The 21,149-nt window shown below is 41.1% G+C and carries 9 protein-coding genes; 3 read left to right on the forward strand and 6 right to left on the reverse strand.

Features of this window, described 5'->3' with window-relative positions; all coding sequences use genetic code 11:
* Nucleotides 1-194: 194 nt before the first annotated feature.
* Both V7L29_RS04175 and V7L29_RS04180 read right to left on the reverse strand, forming a co-directional pair.
* The gene (locus V7L29_RS04175) at nucleotides 195-1,820 is read right to left on the reverse strand and encodes a DUF4335 domain-containing protein (protein ID WP_334734628.1); all 1,626 of its coding nucleotides are present in this window, start codon (nucleotides 1,818-1,820) and stop codon (nucleotides 195-197) included.
* A 249-nt stretch (nucleotides 1,821-2,069) separates the two neighbouring features.
* Complete coding sequence (locus V7L29_RS04180; protein WP_069069205.1) at nucleotides 2,070-2,675, reverse strand: DUF3038 domain-containing protein; 606 nt, start codon at nucleotides 2,673-2,675, stop codon at nucleotides 2,070-2,072.
* 735 nt (nucleotides 2,676-3,410) lie between these two features.
* Between V7L29_RS04180 and V7L29_RS04185 the strand changes: the two genes are divergently transcribed.
* Complete coding sequence (locus V7L29_RS04185; protein WP_334691687.1) at nucleotides 3,411-4,358, forward strand: molybdate ABC transporter substrate-binding protein; 948 nt, start codon at nucleotides 3,411-3,413, stop codon at nucleotides 4,356-4,358.
* A gap of 295 nt (nucleotides 4,359-4,653) precedes the next feature.
* Here the strand turns inward: V7L29_RS04185 and V7L29_RS04190 are convergent, their stop codons facing one another.
* The 4 genes from V7L29_RS04190 to V7L29_RS04205 form a co-directional block, all read right to left on the reverse strand.
* A complete protein-coding gene (locus V7L29_RS04190; protein WP_334734629.1) occupies nucleotides 4,654-7,059 on the reverse strand; it encodes an endonuclease MutS2 in 2,406 nt (801 codons plus the stop codon).
* A 326-nt stretch (nucleotides 7,060-7,385) separates the two neighbouring features.
* Nucleotides 7,386-7,682 (reverse strand): DUF2288 domain-containing protein, encoded by a 297-nt coding sequence (locus V7L29_RS04195; RefSeq protein ID WP_334734648.1) that lies wholly within the window; start codon nucleotides 7,680-7,682, stop codon nucleotides 7,386-7,388.
* 105 nt (nucleotides 7,683-7,787) lie between these two features.
* On the reverse strand, nucleotides 7,788-8,825 hold the full coding sequence (locus tag V7L29_RS04200; RefSeq protein ID WP_334734630.1) for an AI-2E family transporter: 1,038 nt from the start codon (nucleotides 8,823-8,825) through the stop codon (nucleotides 7,788-7,790).
* Nucleotides 8,826-8,996: 171 nt separating this feature from the next.
* Nucleotides 8,997-9,635, reverse strand: a complete 639-nt coding sequence (locus V7L29_RS04205) for a lysophospholipid acyltransferase family protein (RefSeq protein WP_334691690.1) — start codon at nucleotides 9,633-9,635, stop codon at nucleotides 8,997-8,999.
* A 134-nt stretch (nucleotides 9,636-9,769) separates the two neighbouring features.
* Here V7L29_RS04205 and V7L29_RS04210 point away from each other — a divergent pair, with 134 nt between their 5' ends.
* A complete protein-coding gene (locus tag V7L29_RS04210; RefSeq protein WP_334734631.1) occupies nucleotides 9,770-15,139 on the forward strand; it encodes an ATP-binding sensor histidine kinase in 5,370 nt (1,789 codons plus the stop codon).
* A 75-nt stretch (nucleotides 15,140-15,214) separates the two neighbouring features.
* Nucleotides 15,215-21,067, forward strand: a complete 5,853-nt coding sequence (locus V7L29_RS04215; protein WP_334734632.1) for a trifunctional serine/threonine-protein kinase/ATP-binding protein/sensor histidine kinase — start codon at nucleotides 15,215-15,217, stop codon at nucleotides 21,065-21,067.
* Nucleotides 21,068-21,149 lie beyond the last annotated feature (82 nt).

Below are 21,149 nucleotides of genomic sequence, written 5' to 3' on the forward strand. Positions count from 1 at the left end.
CTTGTATCTGTAGTTTGATTTTGGAGAATTGGTGTTAACAGTGATTGTATTGATTGGTAGGTTTACTGGTATCAATAGTAAGACCAGTTTGGTAACTGGACTCCAAAAGGCAAGCTCAAGAGCAATTGGAGTAAATAGAAACTGGCACAAGGTTTGTACCAGTTTTACAAGTGGCATCAAACGGACTAGTTCATTTATTGATCTGGAAAAGTCTGTACCTTGCCATCAGGACTGAGAACAACTCGAATTCTGACATCTTGTCCGCGTGTATTAGCGGAAACAAAAGGTTTACCAACTTCAGGCATCCCAGCATTATCAATGAATTCTCTTGCTGCCTTATTAAGGGGAAAAATTCGTTCAATTGTGCCGTCAACACTAACTATCAAACTGTACTCTAATGTTTGTGCTAGTCCAGCGGGTGGTTGCCAACGCTTTCTTAGATATTCTCTAGCTTGTGCTACTTGAGGTGTATCAAATAATGTGCCAGTAGCCACTTCTGTGGATGTAGGGGTTTTGCGTCCATCCCCTAATTGATCGATAAAAGGATTATTTTCCGCAGTTCTAGAGGAGGGAAGTTGTGAAGCAGGTTTGTCTCCAGGAGAAGATTGCTGTAGGGAATTGATTCTTTGCTCTAGCTGTTGTGAGGTTAATGGGGAGGGTTGGGTAAGGTTGCCACCAGTATTATTGGGTATAGTGCCAAGAGAGGGGGAGACTGGTGAGATATTAGTTGGTAAGTTGCTTGCGTTAGAAGATAGCCTGGGTGGCAAATTCCGCAGCTGAGGGAGAGTACCAGCTTGGGGACTTAACCCTGTAGGGTTCTGTCCAAGGTTTGGTAATATGGCAATTTTCTGGCCTGGGATTTTGCTAGATGGTGCGTTAGCGTAGCTCGCCGGAGGCATCGCTCGATTGGTGGGAAGGGTTGAAGTCTTGCCCTGAGGCATTGTCAGTGCATTATTTGGAAATAGAGGTGGCGGTGTAGAGAAACTAGAACTAGGGGCTATTAGGGGTGCTTGGGGCAAAGCGGATGTAGGAAGTGGAGGAGTGGAACCTAGCAAATTATCTGATCGAGTGGTGAGTCCGGGTTGAGGCGTGGGAAAGTTTAGTGAGGATGAAGGTTCTAAAGCAGTCTTTACCGCTGCTGGATCGGCTGTTTTAGCTGTCTGCTGTTGCTTTTCTCTAATATTATTAGCATATTGCCAAGTCACTGGTAAAAAACCTACACCTATTACTAATACTGCGGCAACAGGCGCCCAAGCAGGAAACCTCAGACTCGAACTCGTGTTGTTGAGAGTTGGGAGTGCCATGACATCAGTTGAGTATTCATCTAAAGCACTTGCCAAATCAAATAGTTGCAGCAGACTGAGTTGAATTACGGGACCAGATGAGTGGTTGGCGAGAGAACCGAGAAATAAGTTGTGAGTTAAATAGCTGCTTGGTTCTAAGTATATATTTGCCCCTAGAAACCGGGTACTAAAGGAATTTAATGTTTTTGTTGAGGACTTTAACTCCGGCTCATCCAGTGCTGTGCTTGACTGCTGGGTAGCAAAGAAACTGACTCTAAAGCTTTCTGGAGACTGTTGGAGGAATTGCTGTATGTAGCTGCTGACTGCATCACATAAAGCTTCGAGTTGTTCGCGATCGCCCCGAATTGGAACTCTATTTTCTTCTGGTAGTCGGGGATCATCAAAATGTAGCTCAAAGCTTAGGTGCTTGAGGACAGTTTTCCCCATCCAACGAGACAGAGGTGAGCTTTGCGCGAATACTTCTAGTGTGCAAGTCGGGGGTGTGTAGCGACGAATGACAGAATTTGATAGAGGCATGGCAGGAACTGCGAGGAAGACTATTTGGGATTTTGCAAAAAGTTGAACCAGTTGCTTGCAAAGAAGAGTTGGAAGGGCGGATTCCTCCACTTAGACCTTTGTCAGGTTATTTCCGGGATGAAAACTGGTGTCTAAGGAAGAAGCAGTGCTGATAGTGCATCGCCCAAGAGCTAACGACCATTAAAAGGGTTTTCTGATCGAGCAAACTTTTATGAGCGAATTTTGGTTGAGGAATTTCAAATCTAAAATCTAAAATTTTGTCGAACGGTCTATAAGTGCTAGCCAGAGACGGCGATGCCCACCAGGGGCACTGTAAAAAAGTAAATCTACAAGCAGTTTTAGTGCCAGGTTGGTAAGTAAATCCGTTGAGATTTGCTCGTCCTCTTCCATCCGCTCTTGGTAAGTGTTGCAAAAAGCATCAATATAATCTCCAAGTAAGGCAGCCTGGTGAGGTTCCCGGTTATTTTCTGCCATTTGTTCCAACAGTCCGACAGCGCGGCGAATCAATTCCTGGTGCTGTTTGGCTAGGTAGCAGATGATCAAAACAAGCGATCGCGCTTCTTCGACATCTAGCTTTTTTCGCCCTCCTTGACCTTTGCGTAGGGGATTTGATTGGCGCAGTCGCCATAAAGCTACGCGGTCTGGCACTCTTGATTCTAAATTCAGATCAGTTGCCGCCGAAAGCATTGCCTCTGAACCAATCCCAGTTAAGGTTTCTAGCGCCAACAGCACCAAGTCTAATTGGGTTTTGATATTGTCCCATTGAACTGTGTTTGGGGCTGGAAGCTTGATTAAATCCTCCCACTGGGAATTTGGAGTGGCTGAGTTGGCGGCCGAGTGCATAACTTTTAGCATAGGTGATCAAGCTGATAGAGGATGTTGCTGTTACCCATTTTGAAACCAGACTCTCAAGCATCAAGCTTGGTTTCCCATTGCTATGAGCCAAAGGCTTCAGCTAGATTTTTATGTGGTAAACAGTAGGTATCTTTGTCCTACTCTAGATGAAAATTTATTTTGGACAAAGGAGAAAAGTATCAATTCTAGTTAAGGTTTACCCGACTTTCGCTGCTAGCTCCGTACAAGAGTATAAATAAACTATTGTTTTGAATGTTAACCGCTAATTATCGCTAAGTAATTATTTAGAATACCTCCTAATTTATTTGCAGTTTTAAATTTTGAAATTTCTTGATATTTATTACTTAGTTTTAATTCATACATATTTACTATATAAATCTTTTGCCTGTTTACTAAAGGTGCTTCTTACTGCTTTCCATCATCCCACCCCAGTTTCGTTTGTGTGCAGCCTGTTATTTCAGGACAGGCTGGGCAACATCAGGACGATTGATGCCTTCATGAAACAGATCACAAACTTAAAAATTTTATAAAGTCAGGATTTGAAGATATTGTCCAATTGATTTTTTCCAACTTGGTTGGTACTATAGCTCTAACCGCAAACCATGTACATATCAGAACTAATTTATAAACTTCATGGGTAGAGGTAATAGTTTAGACATTTACGAAAACCCATGCTTAAGTATGGGTTACAGATATTTCACTTAGTAGTAATAGCAACGCAATAATATAACAACTATGAAAAAGCATTTTTTTGCCTTTTCACTGATAGCTTGTGCTGTCGGTGTCACTCTACCAACTCAGGCATTCGCGGTTAAGCTATACGCTGCTGGTAGTTTGCGGGATAGCCTCACAGAAGTAGGTAAATCTTTTAATCAGAAATATGGGATTCCAGTAGAAACGCGATTTGGCCCGTCTGGTTTAACACGAGAATTTATAGAACAAGAATTCTCCAAAACCGGAAAATCCGCAGATGTTTTTGCCAGTGCAGATATTGATAACCCTCAAACACTGTTTGAAGAAGGTTTAAGTGAACCTGTAGTGAACTTCACTAGCAACCGCATGACTGCTGTTGTCAGATCAGGACTTGGTATCACATCAGATAATTTGTTGGACTTTTTGCTAAAACCCGAAATCAAGTTGGGAACTTCGACGCCTGTGGCAGATCCATCTGGTACCTATGCATGGCAGATATTTGACAAGGCCGATCAGGTTACACCTGGTAGCTCTCAAATTCTGAAGGATAAAGCTTTGCAGTTAGTAGGCGGTAATCCTAATGCTCCTATAGTTCCTAATGGCAAAAATAATTTAGTCTATTTTCTCGAAGAAACAAAACAAGCAGATATCTTTTTAGCTTATTACACCAGTGGGAAGACTGCCCAAGCAACAGAAGGTGGTGACAATCTGCAAATAATAGAGTTACCTGACTATTTAGCAACGAAAGCTAATTATGGATTGACTACATTGAAAAACGCCGATCCTGATGGTGAAAAATTAGCTGAATATATCCTCTCACAAAAAGGGCAAGAAATTTTGGCAAAGTATGGATTTAGCGCACCCTCTACCTCTGTTCCCGAACATCAGGGTGCAGGTGGAATTTTACTGGCTGTAGGTGTAGCTTTAATCCTGAATAAAAAACAAGCATTGGTCAAAAAGCAATTAGTAAAACTAGACCACCACAGGTAAAAAACTTATAAAAGTCAAAAGGGGAAATGCACAAGAAGTAGCCAGTCGTAGACAGTAATGTACCAACTTTTTAATAAGGAAACTTGCAAATAGTAAATGTTGGTGGTATTCTCTCTAAAGATTTTGAAGATTACCATTTGCAAGTAAACTTTATAAGGACAAATGGGACGAACTAGTACAGCGGGCGCGTAAATTCAGCTACATCTCAATTAACTAGACAATTGCTTGAGCAACTTGTTAAAGGTAGGCAAACTTTCGCCACGGTGTACTAGCAGCCTTAACATTTATTGCCCCTTTATTTTATGTGAGCGACGGTAACACCACTGCCGCCATCTGCTTGTTCTGCTGGTTCGTAGTTGTTCACTCTAGAATGCTGTTGCAAAAAGGCGTGAACTCCTTGTCGCAGCTTACCAGTGCCGTGTCCGTGAATAATCCAGACTGGGCCTGTCGTTTCCGAGATGGCTTTATCTAAAATGTATTCGGCATCAGCCACCCGTTTACCACGCAAATCTATGGTATTTTGGGAAGTCCGAATCTCTGGAACACTTTGCGGTGGTGGCGTTACTACTGCTGGAGCTGGTTTGGGTTTGACGACTGGTTCGGGTTTTTGACCATCTAAAGATTCTACGTCTTGCAACTTCACAGTCATCTTCATTAGTCCAAAGCGAACACTTAACTCGCCATCTTGATCCGGGGCGGTTATGACATCTGCTGTCTGTCCCAGTTTGGGAACACGGATGCGATCGCCTATTTTGGGCATAAACCCAACTTTTGGTTTTGCTGGCGTTACTGGCTGATATTGTTGACCAATCTGATTTAAAGCATTGGTTGCTTGCTGCGCTTCTTGGGCTGTGGGCGTACCTTTCTGTAAACGGTGGATAACTTGGGCAATTTCACCTTTTGCTTGGGCGATCGCTTGCTGCACTGCTACTTCCTGTGAAACCCGCAAACTGCTTTCCCTCTCCTCCAAACTTGCGGCTTTTGCGGATACTTCTTTGTATAAACGTTCCGCTTGCTGCAACAAATTTTGTGCTTCCGCAGCTTTGGTTTCCTGACGGCGGCGTTGCGCTTCTAACCCAGCAATTACCTGGTTGACTTCATCTGTGGCTTCTCCCACTTGAGTTTTCGCCTCTTCTACCACTTCTGGTTTCAATCCCAAGCGCAAGGCAATGGTTAAGGCGTTAGAACGTCCGGGTATGCCCCACAGCAGACGGTAAGTAGGCGAGAGAGTACTTTCATCAAATTCTACAGAGGCATTTTCAAACCGCTCATCTTCGTATTTCAGGGCTTTTAGTTCGCCAAAGTGAGTGGTAGCAATAGTTAGCTGGGCATGGTTGGCTAGATATTGCAACAAAGCGATCGCTAAGGCGCTACCTTCCACTGGATCAGTACCTGCGCCAACTTCATCAAGTAAAACAAGTGCTGAGTTAGAAATAGGAAGTTCCCCCTCTGCTTCTCCACTCCCCAATGCTTCTAAAATCCGACTAATCCGGCGGATGTGCCCAGAGAATGTGGATAAACTTTGCTGTAAGGATTGTTCATCGCCAATATCTGCCAGCACTTTATCAAACCAAGGTATTTCTACTGGTTCGCGGGCGGGGACAAATAAACCCACTTTGGCCATCAATGCTGCTAACCCCAAAGTTTTTAAGGTTACAGTTTTACCGCCAGTATTTGGCCCAGTAATCGTCACTACCCGAATTTGCGGACTAATCAGTAAATCTACAGGAATTACTGGTTGCCCTTGTTCATGCTGTTGCTGCCACACTAACAGAGGATGTCGTAACTTCCGCAAGGTAATGATTTCACGTTCTTGACGCTGGATAAATCGCGGGGGATTTGCTCCTAGCCAGTAACTATATCGTGATCTAGCGGTTGCCAGATCCAAAGTGGTAGCGATCGCTAACAATCTCTCTAAATCTGGTTTGACTGCGGCTACTTGTTCTGTCAAGGCACGGCGAATCGCTTCTTCTTCCGCTTGCTCTCTGCGGATGATCTGCCGCAGTTGGTTGCCTAGAGGCACTACTGAATTTGGTTCTACGTACAGCGTGGCACCGCTGGTAGAGGTATCGTGGACAATGCCGGGGATGGCATCTTTTTGGGGTGCTTTTACGGGGATGACAAAGCGATCGCTCCGTTGCGTAATCAGCTGTTCTTGAACTGCCCCAGATTTTGCCTGTAAGATATTTTGCAGCTTTTGAGTGATTTGGCTGCGTAATCGCCGCAAGTCTGTGCGAATTTCTCCCAGTTTTTGACTGGCGCGGTCAGTTACCTGGGCCCGTTCATCAATACAGCGGTGAATTTCCTGTTCTAGTTCTGGATAAGTCCGCAAATCGGCAACCAAATCAGTCAGTATCGGCAAACCTTCCTGATTGTCAATGACACGGCGCAAATTTCTGGCACCAGCGAGGGTGGTGGCGATCGCTAATAGTTCATCCCCTGTCAAAATTCCACTGCGTTCTGCTCGTTCTAAGGAATCGCCAATATCTTGAATTCCCTCAAATGACAGTCCCGTGGTGAGGCGACTTTCCAGTTGGTAGACTTCTTTGGTTTGCTCTAACAACTGTTCGCTTTGGGACTGAGAATCGGGTATTTTTAGATGACGCGCAGCTGTCGCCCCCAGCTTAGTTGCCGCAAAGGTGGCAAGGTGCTGGCAGAGGCGATGCCATTCTAATAGTTCTAAGGTTTCAGATTGGATCAAGGTTTCAACATCTAATCTGAAATTATCGTAACAATTCTAGCTCCTAGATGGATAAATCTTAAGGGGGAAAATTTTGCTTTAGTCAATTGTTGAGAGCTATTTTGCCCTTCATCTGCTTAAATTATTATGTATTCTTTGATACCTTTATCTCATTTTAGTTTTTTTCTTCAAAAAAAGTTAAACATTTTTGTTGACTCCATATAACCATATAATGCGGCTATATCTCTGAAAAAATAGAGATTTTTAGTAATAACTGATACAACAAACTATATGTCCTTAGAAACTATCTCAACACCAACTATCATCGAAAACAATACAGAAACTGATTAAGCAGCGACTATTTCCTGTACTAGAACGTAAGGCTGAACGATGAGGGTATGAAATCGCTTGTCGCGATCGCCATTCCATTCTCCCACCTGTACTGTCGTGGGTTTAGTAATCAATTGCTCATCAATCCACTGTTGCACCGATGGAATGTTATCACTGGCGATCGCTACTCCAACATCCAGCAAGTTTAGCTCAAGTGCCACCAAAATTACTGCATCTCGTTGTACATGAGGAATTAGCCACTCCCACTCTGCCTCATCCAAAATTTCTGTTAATTCTGCTCTTAAATCCGACATCATTTCCCAATTTGTCTTGGCTAACAACCTATTTTACATTAATTACAGACGCGATTAATCGCGTCTCTACTCCTAACTTTTGTACAGACGCGATTAATCGCGTCTCTAAACTTCTGATTTCATTTCATCAATTTCAAATAAAGACACAATTACTCCGGCGATTGGAATAGATATAAAAACACCTAATAATCCTGCTACTCTAGCGCCTAATAGTAAAGCAAAGAATACTACTACAGGATTAAGATTCAGCGCACCTTGCATAATTCGAGGCGCAATCAAGTTGTCTTGTATTTGCTGAAGGACAATACAAGCTATCAAGACTTTCAATGCTAACCAAACACCTTGAGACAACACAAATAAAGTTACTGTGCTTACTGCTAATGTTGCTCCTATGCCAGGAATTATATCAACAATTCCGATGATTACTGACAATATCAAAGCAAAAGGTACTTTTAATAATAAAAAAACTAAGAAAGTCGTAATTGTGAGAAATGCACTTAATAACAACTGACCTCTAAAAAATCCGAGAAATGAGCGTTTGATTATATTTGTAAATCTATTGCGGCGCTTTTCTGGTACTATTTTTATGATAAAATTCCACAGCTTGTCTCCATCTAGTAACATAAAAAAAGCCACAACGGCAATCAATATAAAGGTAAGAAAATTCGTCATAAATCCTTGTAAAACAGCCAAGCTAGTAACAAGACTAGATACAGCTTGGTTTCGTAATTGTTCTTGTATAAAACTCAAATCTATCTGCAAATTACGGTTTTGCAAAAACCCTTCTAGTCGCTCTAATAGAGGTATCAAAGAATTTACAAAGTTAGTTATACTGTCAATTAATTGTTGTCCTTGAGATAAAACCGTTAAGCCTACGGTAATGATCAGACTGCTAATAATTACAATACTGAGTAAGAAAATGACACCAACAGCTACACTGTGGGGCAAAAAACGCCGCAGCCATTGTACAGGATAGCTGAGTAAAAAAGCCAAAATTGCAGCAAATGTAAAAATAACAATGACCGCTTCAAAGTAAGCTAAAAGTTGTACAATTGCCCAGCCAGAAGCAACTAAAAGCAAAAAGCGGACTAACGCCAAATTATTTAATCGCTCCCAAAAATTCTTGGCTTCAAAACCGCTCATATGCTGTTTAAGGTGAAATTGATGGTAGATTTGCCTAGCAACTGCATTTAAGCATAAAGTCTGACTTCATTGCTAGAGCGCATTGACCTTAAACATGCAGAGGCTAAGAGGCGTAGTTTACCGCCGTAGGCATCGCTACTTCCCTAAAGCGTATATCTAAGCTTGTCTGATTCATCGTCCTAAATCATGCATCTCGTTAATTACCGTGGCACACTTTTGTGTCAATGCTTCCAATTCCTCTTTATTAGTGGAACTAGGAGCATCAATCAAGTTACCAATTCTCACAGTGATGGGAACTGCGCGAGGTAGGGACGATCCTTTTTGTAAAATCCCCTCAGTACCCCAAACACTCACTGGCAATATTGGGGCTTTTGCTTTCGCCGCCAGCAGTAGTGCGCCTCTCTTGGGGTCTGTAATTCGACCATCTGGGGTGCGGGTGCCTTGCAAGAAAACACCGACAGCCCAACCGTTATCGAGATATTGTAGGGCAAAACGGATAGCATTGCGATCGGTATTTCCCCGACTCACCGGGTAAGCACCGTATAATTTAATCGCTTGCGCCAAAATGGGGATATTAAATAACTCTTCCTTAGCCATGTATGCCACTGGACGACGTACACAGTTGGAGACAATTGGCGGGTCAAAGTAACTAGCGTGATTACTCACTACCACCAACGGCCCTGATTGGGGGACATTCTCCGCACCATAAATCTGGCCTTGAAAGTAAGCGTGAAGCATGGGGCTGACGACCGACCATTTAAAGGCGTAGTAAAGTGCCAGACTAATAAACGGTTCGCGGTTTCTGTCCACAGAAGATAATGCAAATCAAACTGAATTTAGCATAAGCGATCGCAAGACCCAGAGCAAACGCAAAAAAGCTGTAGATGTAAATTGCTTCACGCATCTGGGAACACTAAATCTGGAAATCTTTAGGATTTAGCAGTATGGTTAGCACTACAGTCAATATTCATGGATATCGCATCAGTGAAGAACTGTACAATGGTTCGAGAACCCTAGTTTATCAGGGGTATCGAGAAACTGACTCCTTAAAAGTAGTGATTAAACTACTGAAAAATCCTTATCCCAGTTTCAACGAATTAGTGCAGTTTCGCAATCAGTACACCATTGCCAAAAATCTTAACTCACCCCTAATCATCCAAACTTACAGCCTAGAACCTTACCAAAATGGCTATATGTTAGTGATGGAAGACTTTGGGGGAATTTCCTTAAAGGAATGGAGAGTTACCAAAAGCGTAGAATCTTTAATGGAGTTTTTACAGATAGCGATCACACTATGCAACATCTTAAATATACTATACCGCGAGCGGATTATTCATAAAGACATTAAACCCAGCAATATTTTAATTAATCCCGAAACAAAACAAGTTAAATTAATTGACTTTAGTATCTCATCTCTATTACCACGAGAAACTCAAACGCTGCTCAGTCACAATGTGTTAGAAGGGACACTTGCTTATATTTCTCCAGAACAAACTGGAAGGATGAATCGGGGGATTGACTACCGCACAGATTTTTATTCTTTAGGTATAACTTTTTATGAGTTACTAACAGGTGAGTTACCGTTTAAATCAAATGATGTGATGGAGATGGTACATTGTCATATTGCTAAAAAAGCCACTCCTTTAGAGCAATTTAAAATTCCGCTAGTGATTTCAGATATCGTCATGAAATTGATGGCAAAAAATGCTGAAGACCGCTATCAAAGTGCATTAGGAGTTAAATTTGATTTAGAAAATTGTTTACATCAGCTAAAAGAAACTGGCATAATTGAGAGTTTTCCAATTGCACAACGAGATGTGTGCGATCGCTTTATTATCCCGGATAAACTTTATGGACGAGAAACAGAAGTAGAAATTCTACTGCAAGCATTTGAGCGAGTCAGCCTCGGCGCAACAGAAATGATGCTGGTTGCGGGTTTTTCTGGTATTGGTAAAACCGTTGTAGTTAACGAAGTTCATAAACCGATTGTGCGTCAACGGGGTTATTTTATCAAAGGGAAATTTGACCAATTTCAGAAAAATATTCCTTTTTCGGCATTTGTACAAGCGTTTCGGAATTTGATGGGGCAATTGTTAACTCTAAGCGATGTAGAAATTCAACAATGGAAAACCAAGATTTTAGAGGCTGTAGGTGATAACGGACAAGTAATTCTTGAAGTAATTCCAGAATTATCAAGAATTATTGGTCAACAATTACCTGCTCCAGAATTATCAGGAAGTGCAGCACAAAATAGATTTAATTTATTGTTCCAAAAGTTTACCCAAGTTTTTACAAGTAAAGAACATCCATTAGTGATATTTTTGGATGATTTGCAATGGGCAGATTCGGCATCGCTGAAATTGCTACAATTGTTGATGGAACAGACAGGACATTTATTAATCTTGGGTGCGTATCGGGATAATGAAGTATCACCGACTCACCCATTCATCCTAAGCGTAGATGAGATCCTTAAAACTGGGGCAGTGGTGAATACCATTACGCTGCAATCATTAAGTCTGGTTGATATGAATCAGTTGGTGGCGGATACGTTGAATTGCGATCGCTCCCTGGCTCAACCGTTGACCGAACTGGTATATCAAAAAACCAAGGGTAATCCCTTTTTTGCAACTCAGTTTCTCAAGGCGCTCTATGAAGAGGAACAAATTACTTTTGACTGGGAAGTACGGCATTGGCAGTGTGATATTGCCCAAGTCAGAGCTTTAGCGATCACCAATGATATCGTCGAGTTTATGGCATTGCAATTGCAGAAGTTGCCGACACAAACTCAGGATGTATTGAAGTTGGCAGCTTGTATTGGAGCAGAGTTTGATTTGGCGACATTGGCAATCGTGTTCCAGCAGTTTCCTGAAGATACGGCTGCTGCACTGTGGAAAGCATTACAAGAAGGTTTAATTATTCCGAATACGGAAATCTATAAGTTTTTTATTCAGTCTGACAGTGCGTTAGTTTCTGATGCAGCAGCTAATCCAACTTATCGCTTTTTGCACGATCGCGTTCAGCAAGCGGCGTATTCCCTGATTCCAGAAGAGCAAAAGCAAATCACCCACCTCAATATTGGACGTTTGCTGCAACAAGCAACCAGTGGGAGTGAACAGGATAAGCAGATTTTTGCGATCGTTAACCACCTTAACAAAGGGATATCTCTGATTGAGGATGAGACCGAGCAACAGGAACTCGTACAGTTAAATCTGATGGCTGGACAGAAAGCTAAGGGTGCAACGGCTTATGGGGCGGCTTTAAACTATTTCAACACGGGCATTTCTTTGTTGAGGGGCAATTGTTGGCAGACCCACTACACTCTGGCCCTGGTTTTGTATGAAGGTGCAGCTAATTGTGCTTACCTCAATGCTAACTTTGAACAAATGGAGGAGTTCGCTGAGGTTGTACTTACTCATGCTCGCTCTTGGCTTGATCGGATTAATGTTTATAACACGAAGATTCGGGCTTGCATGGCTCAAAACCAGCTTTTAGAAGCGTTGCAGTTGGCACGATTCGTGCTGGAACCCCTGGGGGTGCATTTGCCAGAACAGCCTACCCCAGCAGACATCAAGCAGGCACTCCAGCACACCCAAATCCAACTGAGCAACAGATCGATGGAATCTTTGCTGCATTTACCCAAAATGACTGCACCGGACAAAAAAGCCGCAATAATGATTCTATCCACCATCATGTCGCCTGCCTATCAAGCTGCCCCAAACCTGATGCCCCTGGTGGTCTTTGCCCAGTTTGATCTATCGGTGCAGTACGGAAATGCACCTGAATCGATTCATGGCTACGGTCTGTATGGGTTAATGTTGATTGCCATATTGGGTGATATTGAAGCGGGCTATTGCTTTGGGCAACTGGGGATAAACCTCCTGCAACACCTTCACTCACCTAGGCTTATTGCTGATGCCTTTTTTGACTTTAACTGCTTCTTCAAACACTGGAAAGAACCTGCAAAAACCTCCCTGGCAGGACTACTACAAGCTTATGCCAGTGGATTAGAAGTTGGTAATCTTAATCTTGCAGCACTTAGCCTGCTGGTGTATGACCATAATGCTTATTTTACTGGTTACGAACTGTCTTCCCTGAAGCTAGTGATGGATGAACATCGCAAGGTGATGCAGCAACTGCGCCAGCGTACCTATCTCCACACGCAAAGTCTCTACCATCAGGTAGTCGTAAATCTTTTAGGGGCGGTGACAGAGCCAGCTCGGTTGGTTGGCGAATACTGCGATGAGCGTGAAATAATTCAGCTTTACCAGAAAACGGGTGAAGTAACCGCACTGCACCAAGTTTATTTCAATAAACTGATACTTTGCTACCTGTTCCAAGACTATGAACAAGCGTTGGAAAACGCCAATAAAGCAGCCCAGTATTTGCATGGAATGGCAGGACTGATGAGTGTTCCGCTTTTCCACTTCTACGATGCGCTAGTACAATTAGCGCTTTATCTAGATGCCAGCGAAACAGACCAATCAAGCATTATAGAACGGGTTGCTACTAATCTGGAAAAACTCAATGGGTGGGCAGTTTATGCACCGAGTAATCAGGCTCACCGTTGCGCCTTGATTGTCGCAGAACGGTGTCGGATATTGGGGGCTAGAGCCGAAGCAATAGAAAACTACGATCGCGCGATCGCCCTTGCCAAGGAACACGAATACCTCAACGAAGAAGCTCTCGCCAACGAACTCGCCACCAAATTCTATCTCGAATGGGGCAAAGAACGCATTGCCAAAGATTATTTGATTGAAGCCTACTATGCTTATTCCCGGTGGGGAGCAAAAGCCAAAATTACCGATCTAGAACAACGCTATCCCCAATTACTTCAAGTCATCCTGCAACAGCAACGACTCAACCTCAACCCCCAAGAAACTCTTGCCTTTCATGGGATCTCATCTACCTGCACCAATACCACTGGCAGCACCAATATTTCCGACGTTTTAGATTTTACCTCTGCCTTGAAAGCGGCTCAAGCTATTTCCAGTTCTCTGGAATTAGATACACTCATTGCCAGTCTCACCCGGATTATCTTAGAAAACTCTGGCGCTAAAAAAGCTGTACTGCTGCTTCCTCAAGAAAACACTTGGCAAGTCCGAGCAATTACCTTGATTCATCATCAGAAAATCCAAACCATACTTGACCCACAATTACTAGATACTTGTCAAGATATTCCCATAAAAATTATCAATTATGTCAAACATACTCAAGAAACCATTGTTATAAATAATTGCCAAACAGATATTCCTGGGGTGATTGAGGAATATATGCTAGAGTATCAACCTAAAAGTATTTTATGCACACCAATTATTAATCAAGGGTATTTAGTGGGGATTCTTTACTTAGAAAATAAACTTACAAGCGAGGTATTTACTAACGAACGTCTGCAAGTTATCAATCTACTTTCTTCCCAAACTGCAATATCCTTAGAGAATGCTCGACTTTATCAACAAGCTGGGCAAGCATTACAAGATTTACAACAGGCACAATTACAAATCGTCCAGAGTGAGAAAATGTCAGCACTGGGTAACTTAGTAGCAGGGGTAGCACATGAAATGAATAATCCTTTGGGGTTTATTTATGCCAGTCTTCAACAAGCTAAACCCAGCTTTACGGATATTGTTGAACACTTGAAACTCTATCAATCAAGTCTTCCCAATCCCGGTAATGAAATTCTCGACCATGCCCAAAAAATCGACTTGGATTATAGCTTAGAAGATTTACCCAAGATGATTGATTCTATGACAATGGCGTGCGATCGCCTTCACAACATTAGCACTAGTTTAAGAACATTCTCCCGCGCTGATAAAGATTATAAAGTGCAGTTTAATATCCACGAAGGTATTGACAGTACGATTTTAATTCTCAAACATCGTCTGAAAGCAAACGAACAACGTCCAGCAATTGAAGTGATAACTGATTATGCGAGTTTGCCCCAGGTTGAATGTTTTCCTGGACAATTGAATCAAGTATTTATGAACATCCTAGCAAATGCTATTGATGCGCTGGATGAATCAAATACGGGACGGAGTTTTAAGGAAATTAAGTTAAATCCCAACCGAATTACAATTAAAACCTCCCTAGAAAATGAAGGCGTGAAAATTGCTATTGCTGATAATGGGAAGGGGATGAATGAATTAGTAAAGCAAAAGCTTTTTGACCACTTATTTACTACAAAAGCTGTGGGTAAAGGGACGGGATTAGGATTAGCGATCGCCAAGTCTATCGTCGAAGAAACCCATAGTGGCAAATTGAGTTTTAACTCTGTTATCGGTGAGGGTACAGAATTTGTAATTGAAATTCCACTATAAACTTTTACTCTTGTTGGTAAACAACTGCATATATCCGGGAACAATAAAGAAAGGAAGTCTTGAAGATTTAACAGTATGGTTACCACTCTAGTTACTATTCCCGGATATCAAGTTAACGAACAACTTTACAATGGTTCGAGAACCCTAGTTTATCGCGGTTATCGAGAAACTGACTCCTTAAGAGTAGTGATTAAACTGCTGAAAAATCCATATCCGGGTTTTAGCGAATTGGTGCAGTTTCGCAATCAGTATACCATTGCCAAAAATCTCAACTCACCTCTAATTATCCAAACCTACAGCCTAGAACCTTACCAAAATGGTTATGTGTTGGTGATGGAAGACTTCGGGGGAATTTCTCTTAAAAAATGGGGAACAAGGTCAAGTCTAAGAAATCTTACGGAGTTTTTACAGATAGCGATCGCCCTGTGCAATATTTTAGATATACTTTACCACGAGCGCATTATTCATAAAGATATTAAGCCAGCCAATATTTTAATTAATCCAGAAACAAAACAAATAAAATTAATTGACTTTAGTATTGCATCTCTACTACCACGGGAAATTCAAACACTAATCAGTCCCAATGTGTTAGAAGGAACACTCGCTTATATTTCCCCAGAACAAACAGGAAGAATGAATCAGGGGATTGACTACCGGACTGATTTTTATTCTTTGGGTGTAACTTTTTATGAATTACTCACAAAAGAGTTACCCTTTAAGTCCAAGGATATGATGGAGTTGGTGCATTGTCATATTGCAAAACTTCCTGCTCCTTTGGAGGCATTCAAAATTCCTAAATCGATTTCAGATATTGTCATGAAATTGATGGCGAAGAATCCCGAAGACCGCTATCAAAGTGCATTAGGACTGAAATATGATTTAGAAAATTGTTTAATTCAACTTCAGTCAACTGGCAAAATTGAGAGTTTTCCAATTGCACAAACAGATGTGTGCGATCGCTTTATTATCCCTGATAAACTCTATGGAAGACAAACAGAAGTAGAAATTCTACTCCAAGCATTTGAGCGAGTTAGCCTGGGTGCAACTGAAATGATTCTGGTAGCTGGTTTTTCGGGTATTGGTAAAACTGCGGTTGTTAACGAAGTTCATAAACCTATTGTTCGTCAACGTGGTTATTTTATCAAAGGGAAATATGATCAATTTCAGCGAAATATTCCCTTCAGTGGATTTGTGCAAGCATTCCGAGATTTAATGGGGCAATTGCTCACAGAAAGCGATACTCAAATCCAGGAATGGAAAAGTAAGCTTTTAAAAGCTGTCGGGGAAAATGGACAGGTAATTATTGAAGTAATTCCGGAATTAAAAAGAATTATTGGTATCCAACCACCAGCACCAGAATTATCAGGAACTGCGGCACAAAATCGCTTTAATTTATTGTTCCAAAAGTTCACTCAAGTCTTTACTATTGCCGAACATCCATTAGTAATATTTTTAGATGATTTGCAATGGGCAGATTCAGCATCGTTAAAGTTAATGCAGCTATTAATGACTGATACAGGGCATCTTTTGATCATTGGTGCGTATCGTGATCATGAGGTCAATCCAGTACATCCGTTAATGTTGACCTTGAATGAAATCGAAAAAGCACTCTTCACGATTAATACGATTACTTTAGCACCACTGAGTCAAGTACAAATAAATTACTTAGTTGCTGACACACTTAAGTGTTCAGAAAATTTAGCTCTGCCTCTTTCTTTATTAGTATCTCAAAAAACTCAAGGTAATCCGTTTTTCGCTACACAATTTCTTAAAGCATTGCATCAAGATGAACTGATTGAGTTCAGCTTTGAGTCAGGCTGTTGGGAATGTGATATTACACGAGTGACTCAGCAAGCGGTGACAGATGATGTTGTTGCTTTTATGGCATTTCAATTGCGAAGACTGCCGTCATCAACTCAAAATGTATTGCAGTTAGCTGCTTGTATTGGGAATCAGTTTGATTTAGAAACTTTAACTATTGTTTCAGAAAAATCAGAGATAGAAATAGCAGCTTGTTTGTGGAAAGCTTTACAAGAAGGGTTGATTTTGCCTACTGATGATATTTATAAATTTTATGTTGGTCAAGAAAGTCAAGCAGTTACTCAAGAAATTTCTCAGACTGTCAAATACAAGTTTTTGCACGATCGCGTCCAACAAGCTGCATACTCTCTTATCCCTGAAAAGCAAAAAAAAGCTACTCATCTACAAATAGGCAAACTATTACTTCAAAACACACTTGACATCAAAGAGGAAGACAAAACTTTTGAAATTGTTAATCAGTTAAACATTGCATTAATACTAATTGTTGATCCGATTGAACGAAAACAACTCGTCAAATTGAATTTGAAAGCAGGTACGAAAGCAAAATTGGCAACTGCTTATACATTAGCAGTTGAATATTTAACAATAGGTTTACAACTTTTACCTTACGAGTGTTGGCACAGCCAGTACGAGCTAACACTAGTACTATATCAATCCATTACAGAAGTACTTCGTCTCAGTGGTGACTTTGAACGCATGGAAAGCTATGCAACCGTCGTTCTACAGCAAGCAAAAACCCTCCTCGAACAAATTCCTATCTACAATGTCAAGATTCAAGCCTACATGGCGCAGGCGCAGCATAAGAAAGCTTTGCAAATCGCAGTGACTGTTCTTCAATCAATAGGAGTGGAACTGCCTCAACAAGTCAATCAAACTGATATTGAGTGTGAACTGGAGCAAACAAAACGTCTTTTGGCAGATAAAGCAGCGACAGATTTACTGGAACTGCCAAAAATGACTGATGTGACTATCCTGGCAGCAATGCAAATTTTATCGAGTATTATGTCAGCTGCCTATCAAGCAGCTCCAGCATTGTTTCGAGTAATTGTCTTTAAACAAGTTCAACTGTCAATCCTCTATGGTAATGCTCCAGAATCTACCTATGCCTATGCTAGCTATGGACTTATACTCTGCGGTGTTCTAGGAGAAATTGATACAGGATATGAATTTGGGGAAATGGCATTACTGTTGCTTAACCATTTAAATGCTTTCAAACTGAAATCAAAAACTCTATTTGCAGTGAATTGTTTTATCCGACATTGGAAATCGCCTGTTAAAGAAACTTTAAATCCTCTTTTGCAAGCCTATACGAGTGGTTTAGAAACCGGAGATATTGAATATGCTGTAATGTCTGCCTATGTTTTTGGCAGATATGCCTATTTGAGTGGTCACGGGTTACACGAATTAGCCCAAGCTATGGGAAACTATGGCACAATTATGCATCAACTTAAGCAAACCACCTATTTGAATTTCAACAGCATCTATTATCAATCAGTTTTAAATTTATTAGGAATGGCAGACAACCCTTGTTTTTTAATTGGGGAAATTTATGATGAAGTCACAATGTTACCTCTGCATCATGCTGGCAATCAAATTAGTATTATTTGTCAGCTTCATTTTTGTAAATTACTTTTGTGTTATCTTTTTGGTAAATATAAAGAAGCACGAGAAAATGCAGGCATTGTAGAGCAATATTTAACCAGTGTGACTGGATTAGTGCTAATTCCAACATTTTATTTTTATGAATCTCTGACTAATTTAGCCTTATATAAAGACTGCTCGATGGTCGAGCAGAAATTAATTATTGAACGAGTAACTGAAACTAATAAAAAGCTAAAACAATGTGCACAGAATGCACCGAAGAATTATGCTCACAAATCCAACTTGGTAGAAGCTGAAAGCTTTCGGATATCAGGACAGAAAACTGAAGCAATAGAATTGTATGATCGTGCCATTTCTCTTGCTAAAGAAAACGGCTACATCCAAGAAGAAGGACTGAGCAACGAACTCGCAGCCAAATTCTACCTCGACTGGGGTAAAGAAAAAGTTGCCCAAGTATATATGCAAGAAGCATACTACTGCTATGCTCGCTGGGGAGCAAAAGCCAAAACCAATGATTTAGAACAACGCTATCCCCAATTGCTGCAACCCATACTGCAACAGCAAAGAATTAACCTCAACCCCCTAGAAACTATTGCCTTTCGTGGGACTTTTTCATCTACTGACACTTCTAGCACTAGTAGCACCAATATTTCCAATGTTCTAGATTTTACCTCTGTCCTTAAAGCCTCTCAAGCTATCTCCAGTTCTCTGGAAATAGATCAACTTATTACCAGTCTCACCCGCATTATCCTAGAAAACTCTGGCGCGAAAAAATCTGCACTAATTCTTCCTCAAGGAGAGGACACTGCTGTGCGGGGGTTCCCCCCGTTGAAGCAAGTGTCCGGTGATACTTGGCAAGTTAAGGCAATTACCTTTATTAATCATGGATCAAATTCTCATATTGAGATACAAACTATTCTTAATTCACAATTACTAGATACTTGTGAAGATATACCCACAACAATTATCAATTACGTCAAAAATACCCAACAAACAGTTGTGATCGATAACTTGCAAACAGATATTCCTGGTGTAATTGGGGAATATATGTACCGAACAAAACCCCAGAGTGTATTATGTACCCCAATTATTAATCAAGGACATTTGGTAGGTATTATTTACTTAGAAAATAAACTGACTCCAGGAGTGTTTACCAGCGATCGCCTTAGCGTGATTAACTTACTTTGTACTCAAGCTGCAATATCCCTGGAAAATGCTCAATTGTACACTGATCTACAGGGCAGTCAAGCTCGTTTCCATCACCTAGCGGAGAATGCTCCCGGGATGATTTATCAATTCCAGCTCTCACCAGATGGTATATCCAGATTCAACTACGTTAGTACTGGTTGTCATGAAATTTATGAAATCCCACCAGAGCAAGTGGTGGCTGATGCTAGCAGCTTAATATCTGCGGTTCCCCCAGAGGACATGGCACATTATCAAGAGTCTGTTATCATTTCGGCTCAAACTTTAGAGCCTTGGCGATATGAAGGACGAATTATCACCCCTTCCGGTAAAGTAAAATGGATTCAAGCTGTATCCCGTCCAATTAAACAAGCTGATGGCACAATTATTTGGGATGGCTTGTTGTTAGATGTCACAGAACGCAAACAAGCTGAAGCTGCTGTTTTTCAAAAATCCCAAGAATTGAAAGAAGCTTTAGAAGAATTACAACAGGCACAACTGCAAATTGTTCAAAGTGAGAAAATGTCGGCACTGGGTAATTTAGTTGCCGGGGTAGCTCATGAAATGAATAATCCTTTGGGGTTTATTTATGCTAGCCTCCAACAAGCTAAACCTAGCCTTGCAGATGTTATTGAACACTTGAAACTCTATCAATCAAGTCTCCCAAATCCAGGTGATGAAATTATAGACCATGCCGAAGAAATCGACTTGAATTATAGCTTAGAAGACTTACCCAAGATGATTGATTCAATGGTGATGGCATGCGATCGCCTCAAAAATATCAGCACCAGTCTCCGCACTTTTTCCCGTGCTGATAAAGATTACAAAGTGCCGTTTAATATCCACGAAGGTATCGATAGTACGATTTTAATTCTCAAACATCGTCTGAAAGCAAATGAACAACGTCCAGCAATTGAAGTGATAACTGATTATGGTAAATTGCCCCAAGTTGAATGTTTTCCTGGGCAATTAAATCAGGTATTTATGAACATCCTAGCAAATGCCATTGATGCGCTGGATGAATCAAATACCGAACGGACTTTTGAGGAAATTAAGACCAATCCTAACCTAATTACAATTAAAACCTCTTTGGAAAATGAAGGCGTTAAAATTGCTATTGCTGATAATGGGAAGGGGATGAATGAATCAGTAAAGCAAAAGATTTTTGACCACTTATTTACTACAAAAGGTGTGGGTAAAGGGACGGGATTAGGATTAGCGATCGCCAAGTCTATTGTTGAAGAAACTCACAATGGTAAATTGAGTTTTAACTCTGTTTTGGGTGAGGGTACAGAATTTTTCATTGAAATGAAGTTCTAAAAGGATGTTTAAAAAGTATTTTTGTTTTTGGTAATGTCAGAGCTTCTCTGCCTGTGGGAGAGAGGTTTGGAGAGGGGTTTAT

Source organism: Nostoc sp., from assembly GCF_036916575.1.
GTDB lineage: Bacteria > Cyanobacteriota > Cyanobacteriia > Cyanobacteriales > Nostocaceae > Nostoc.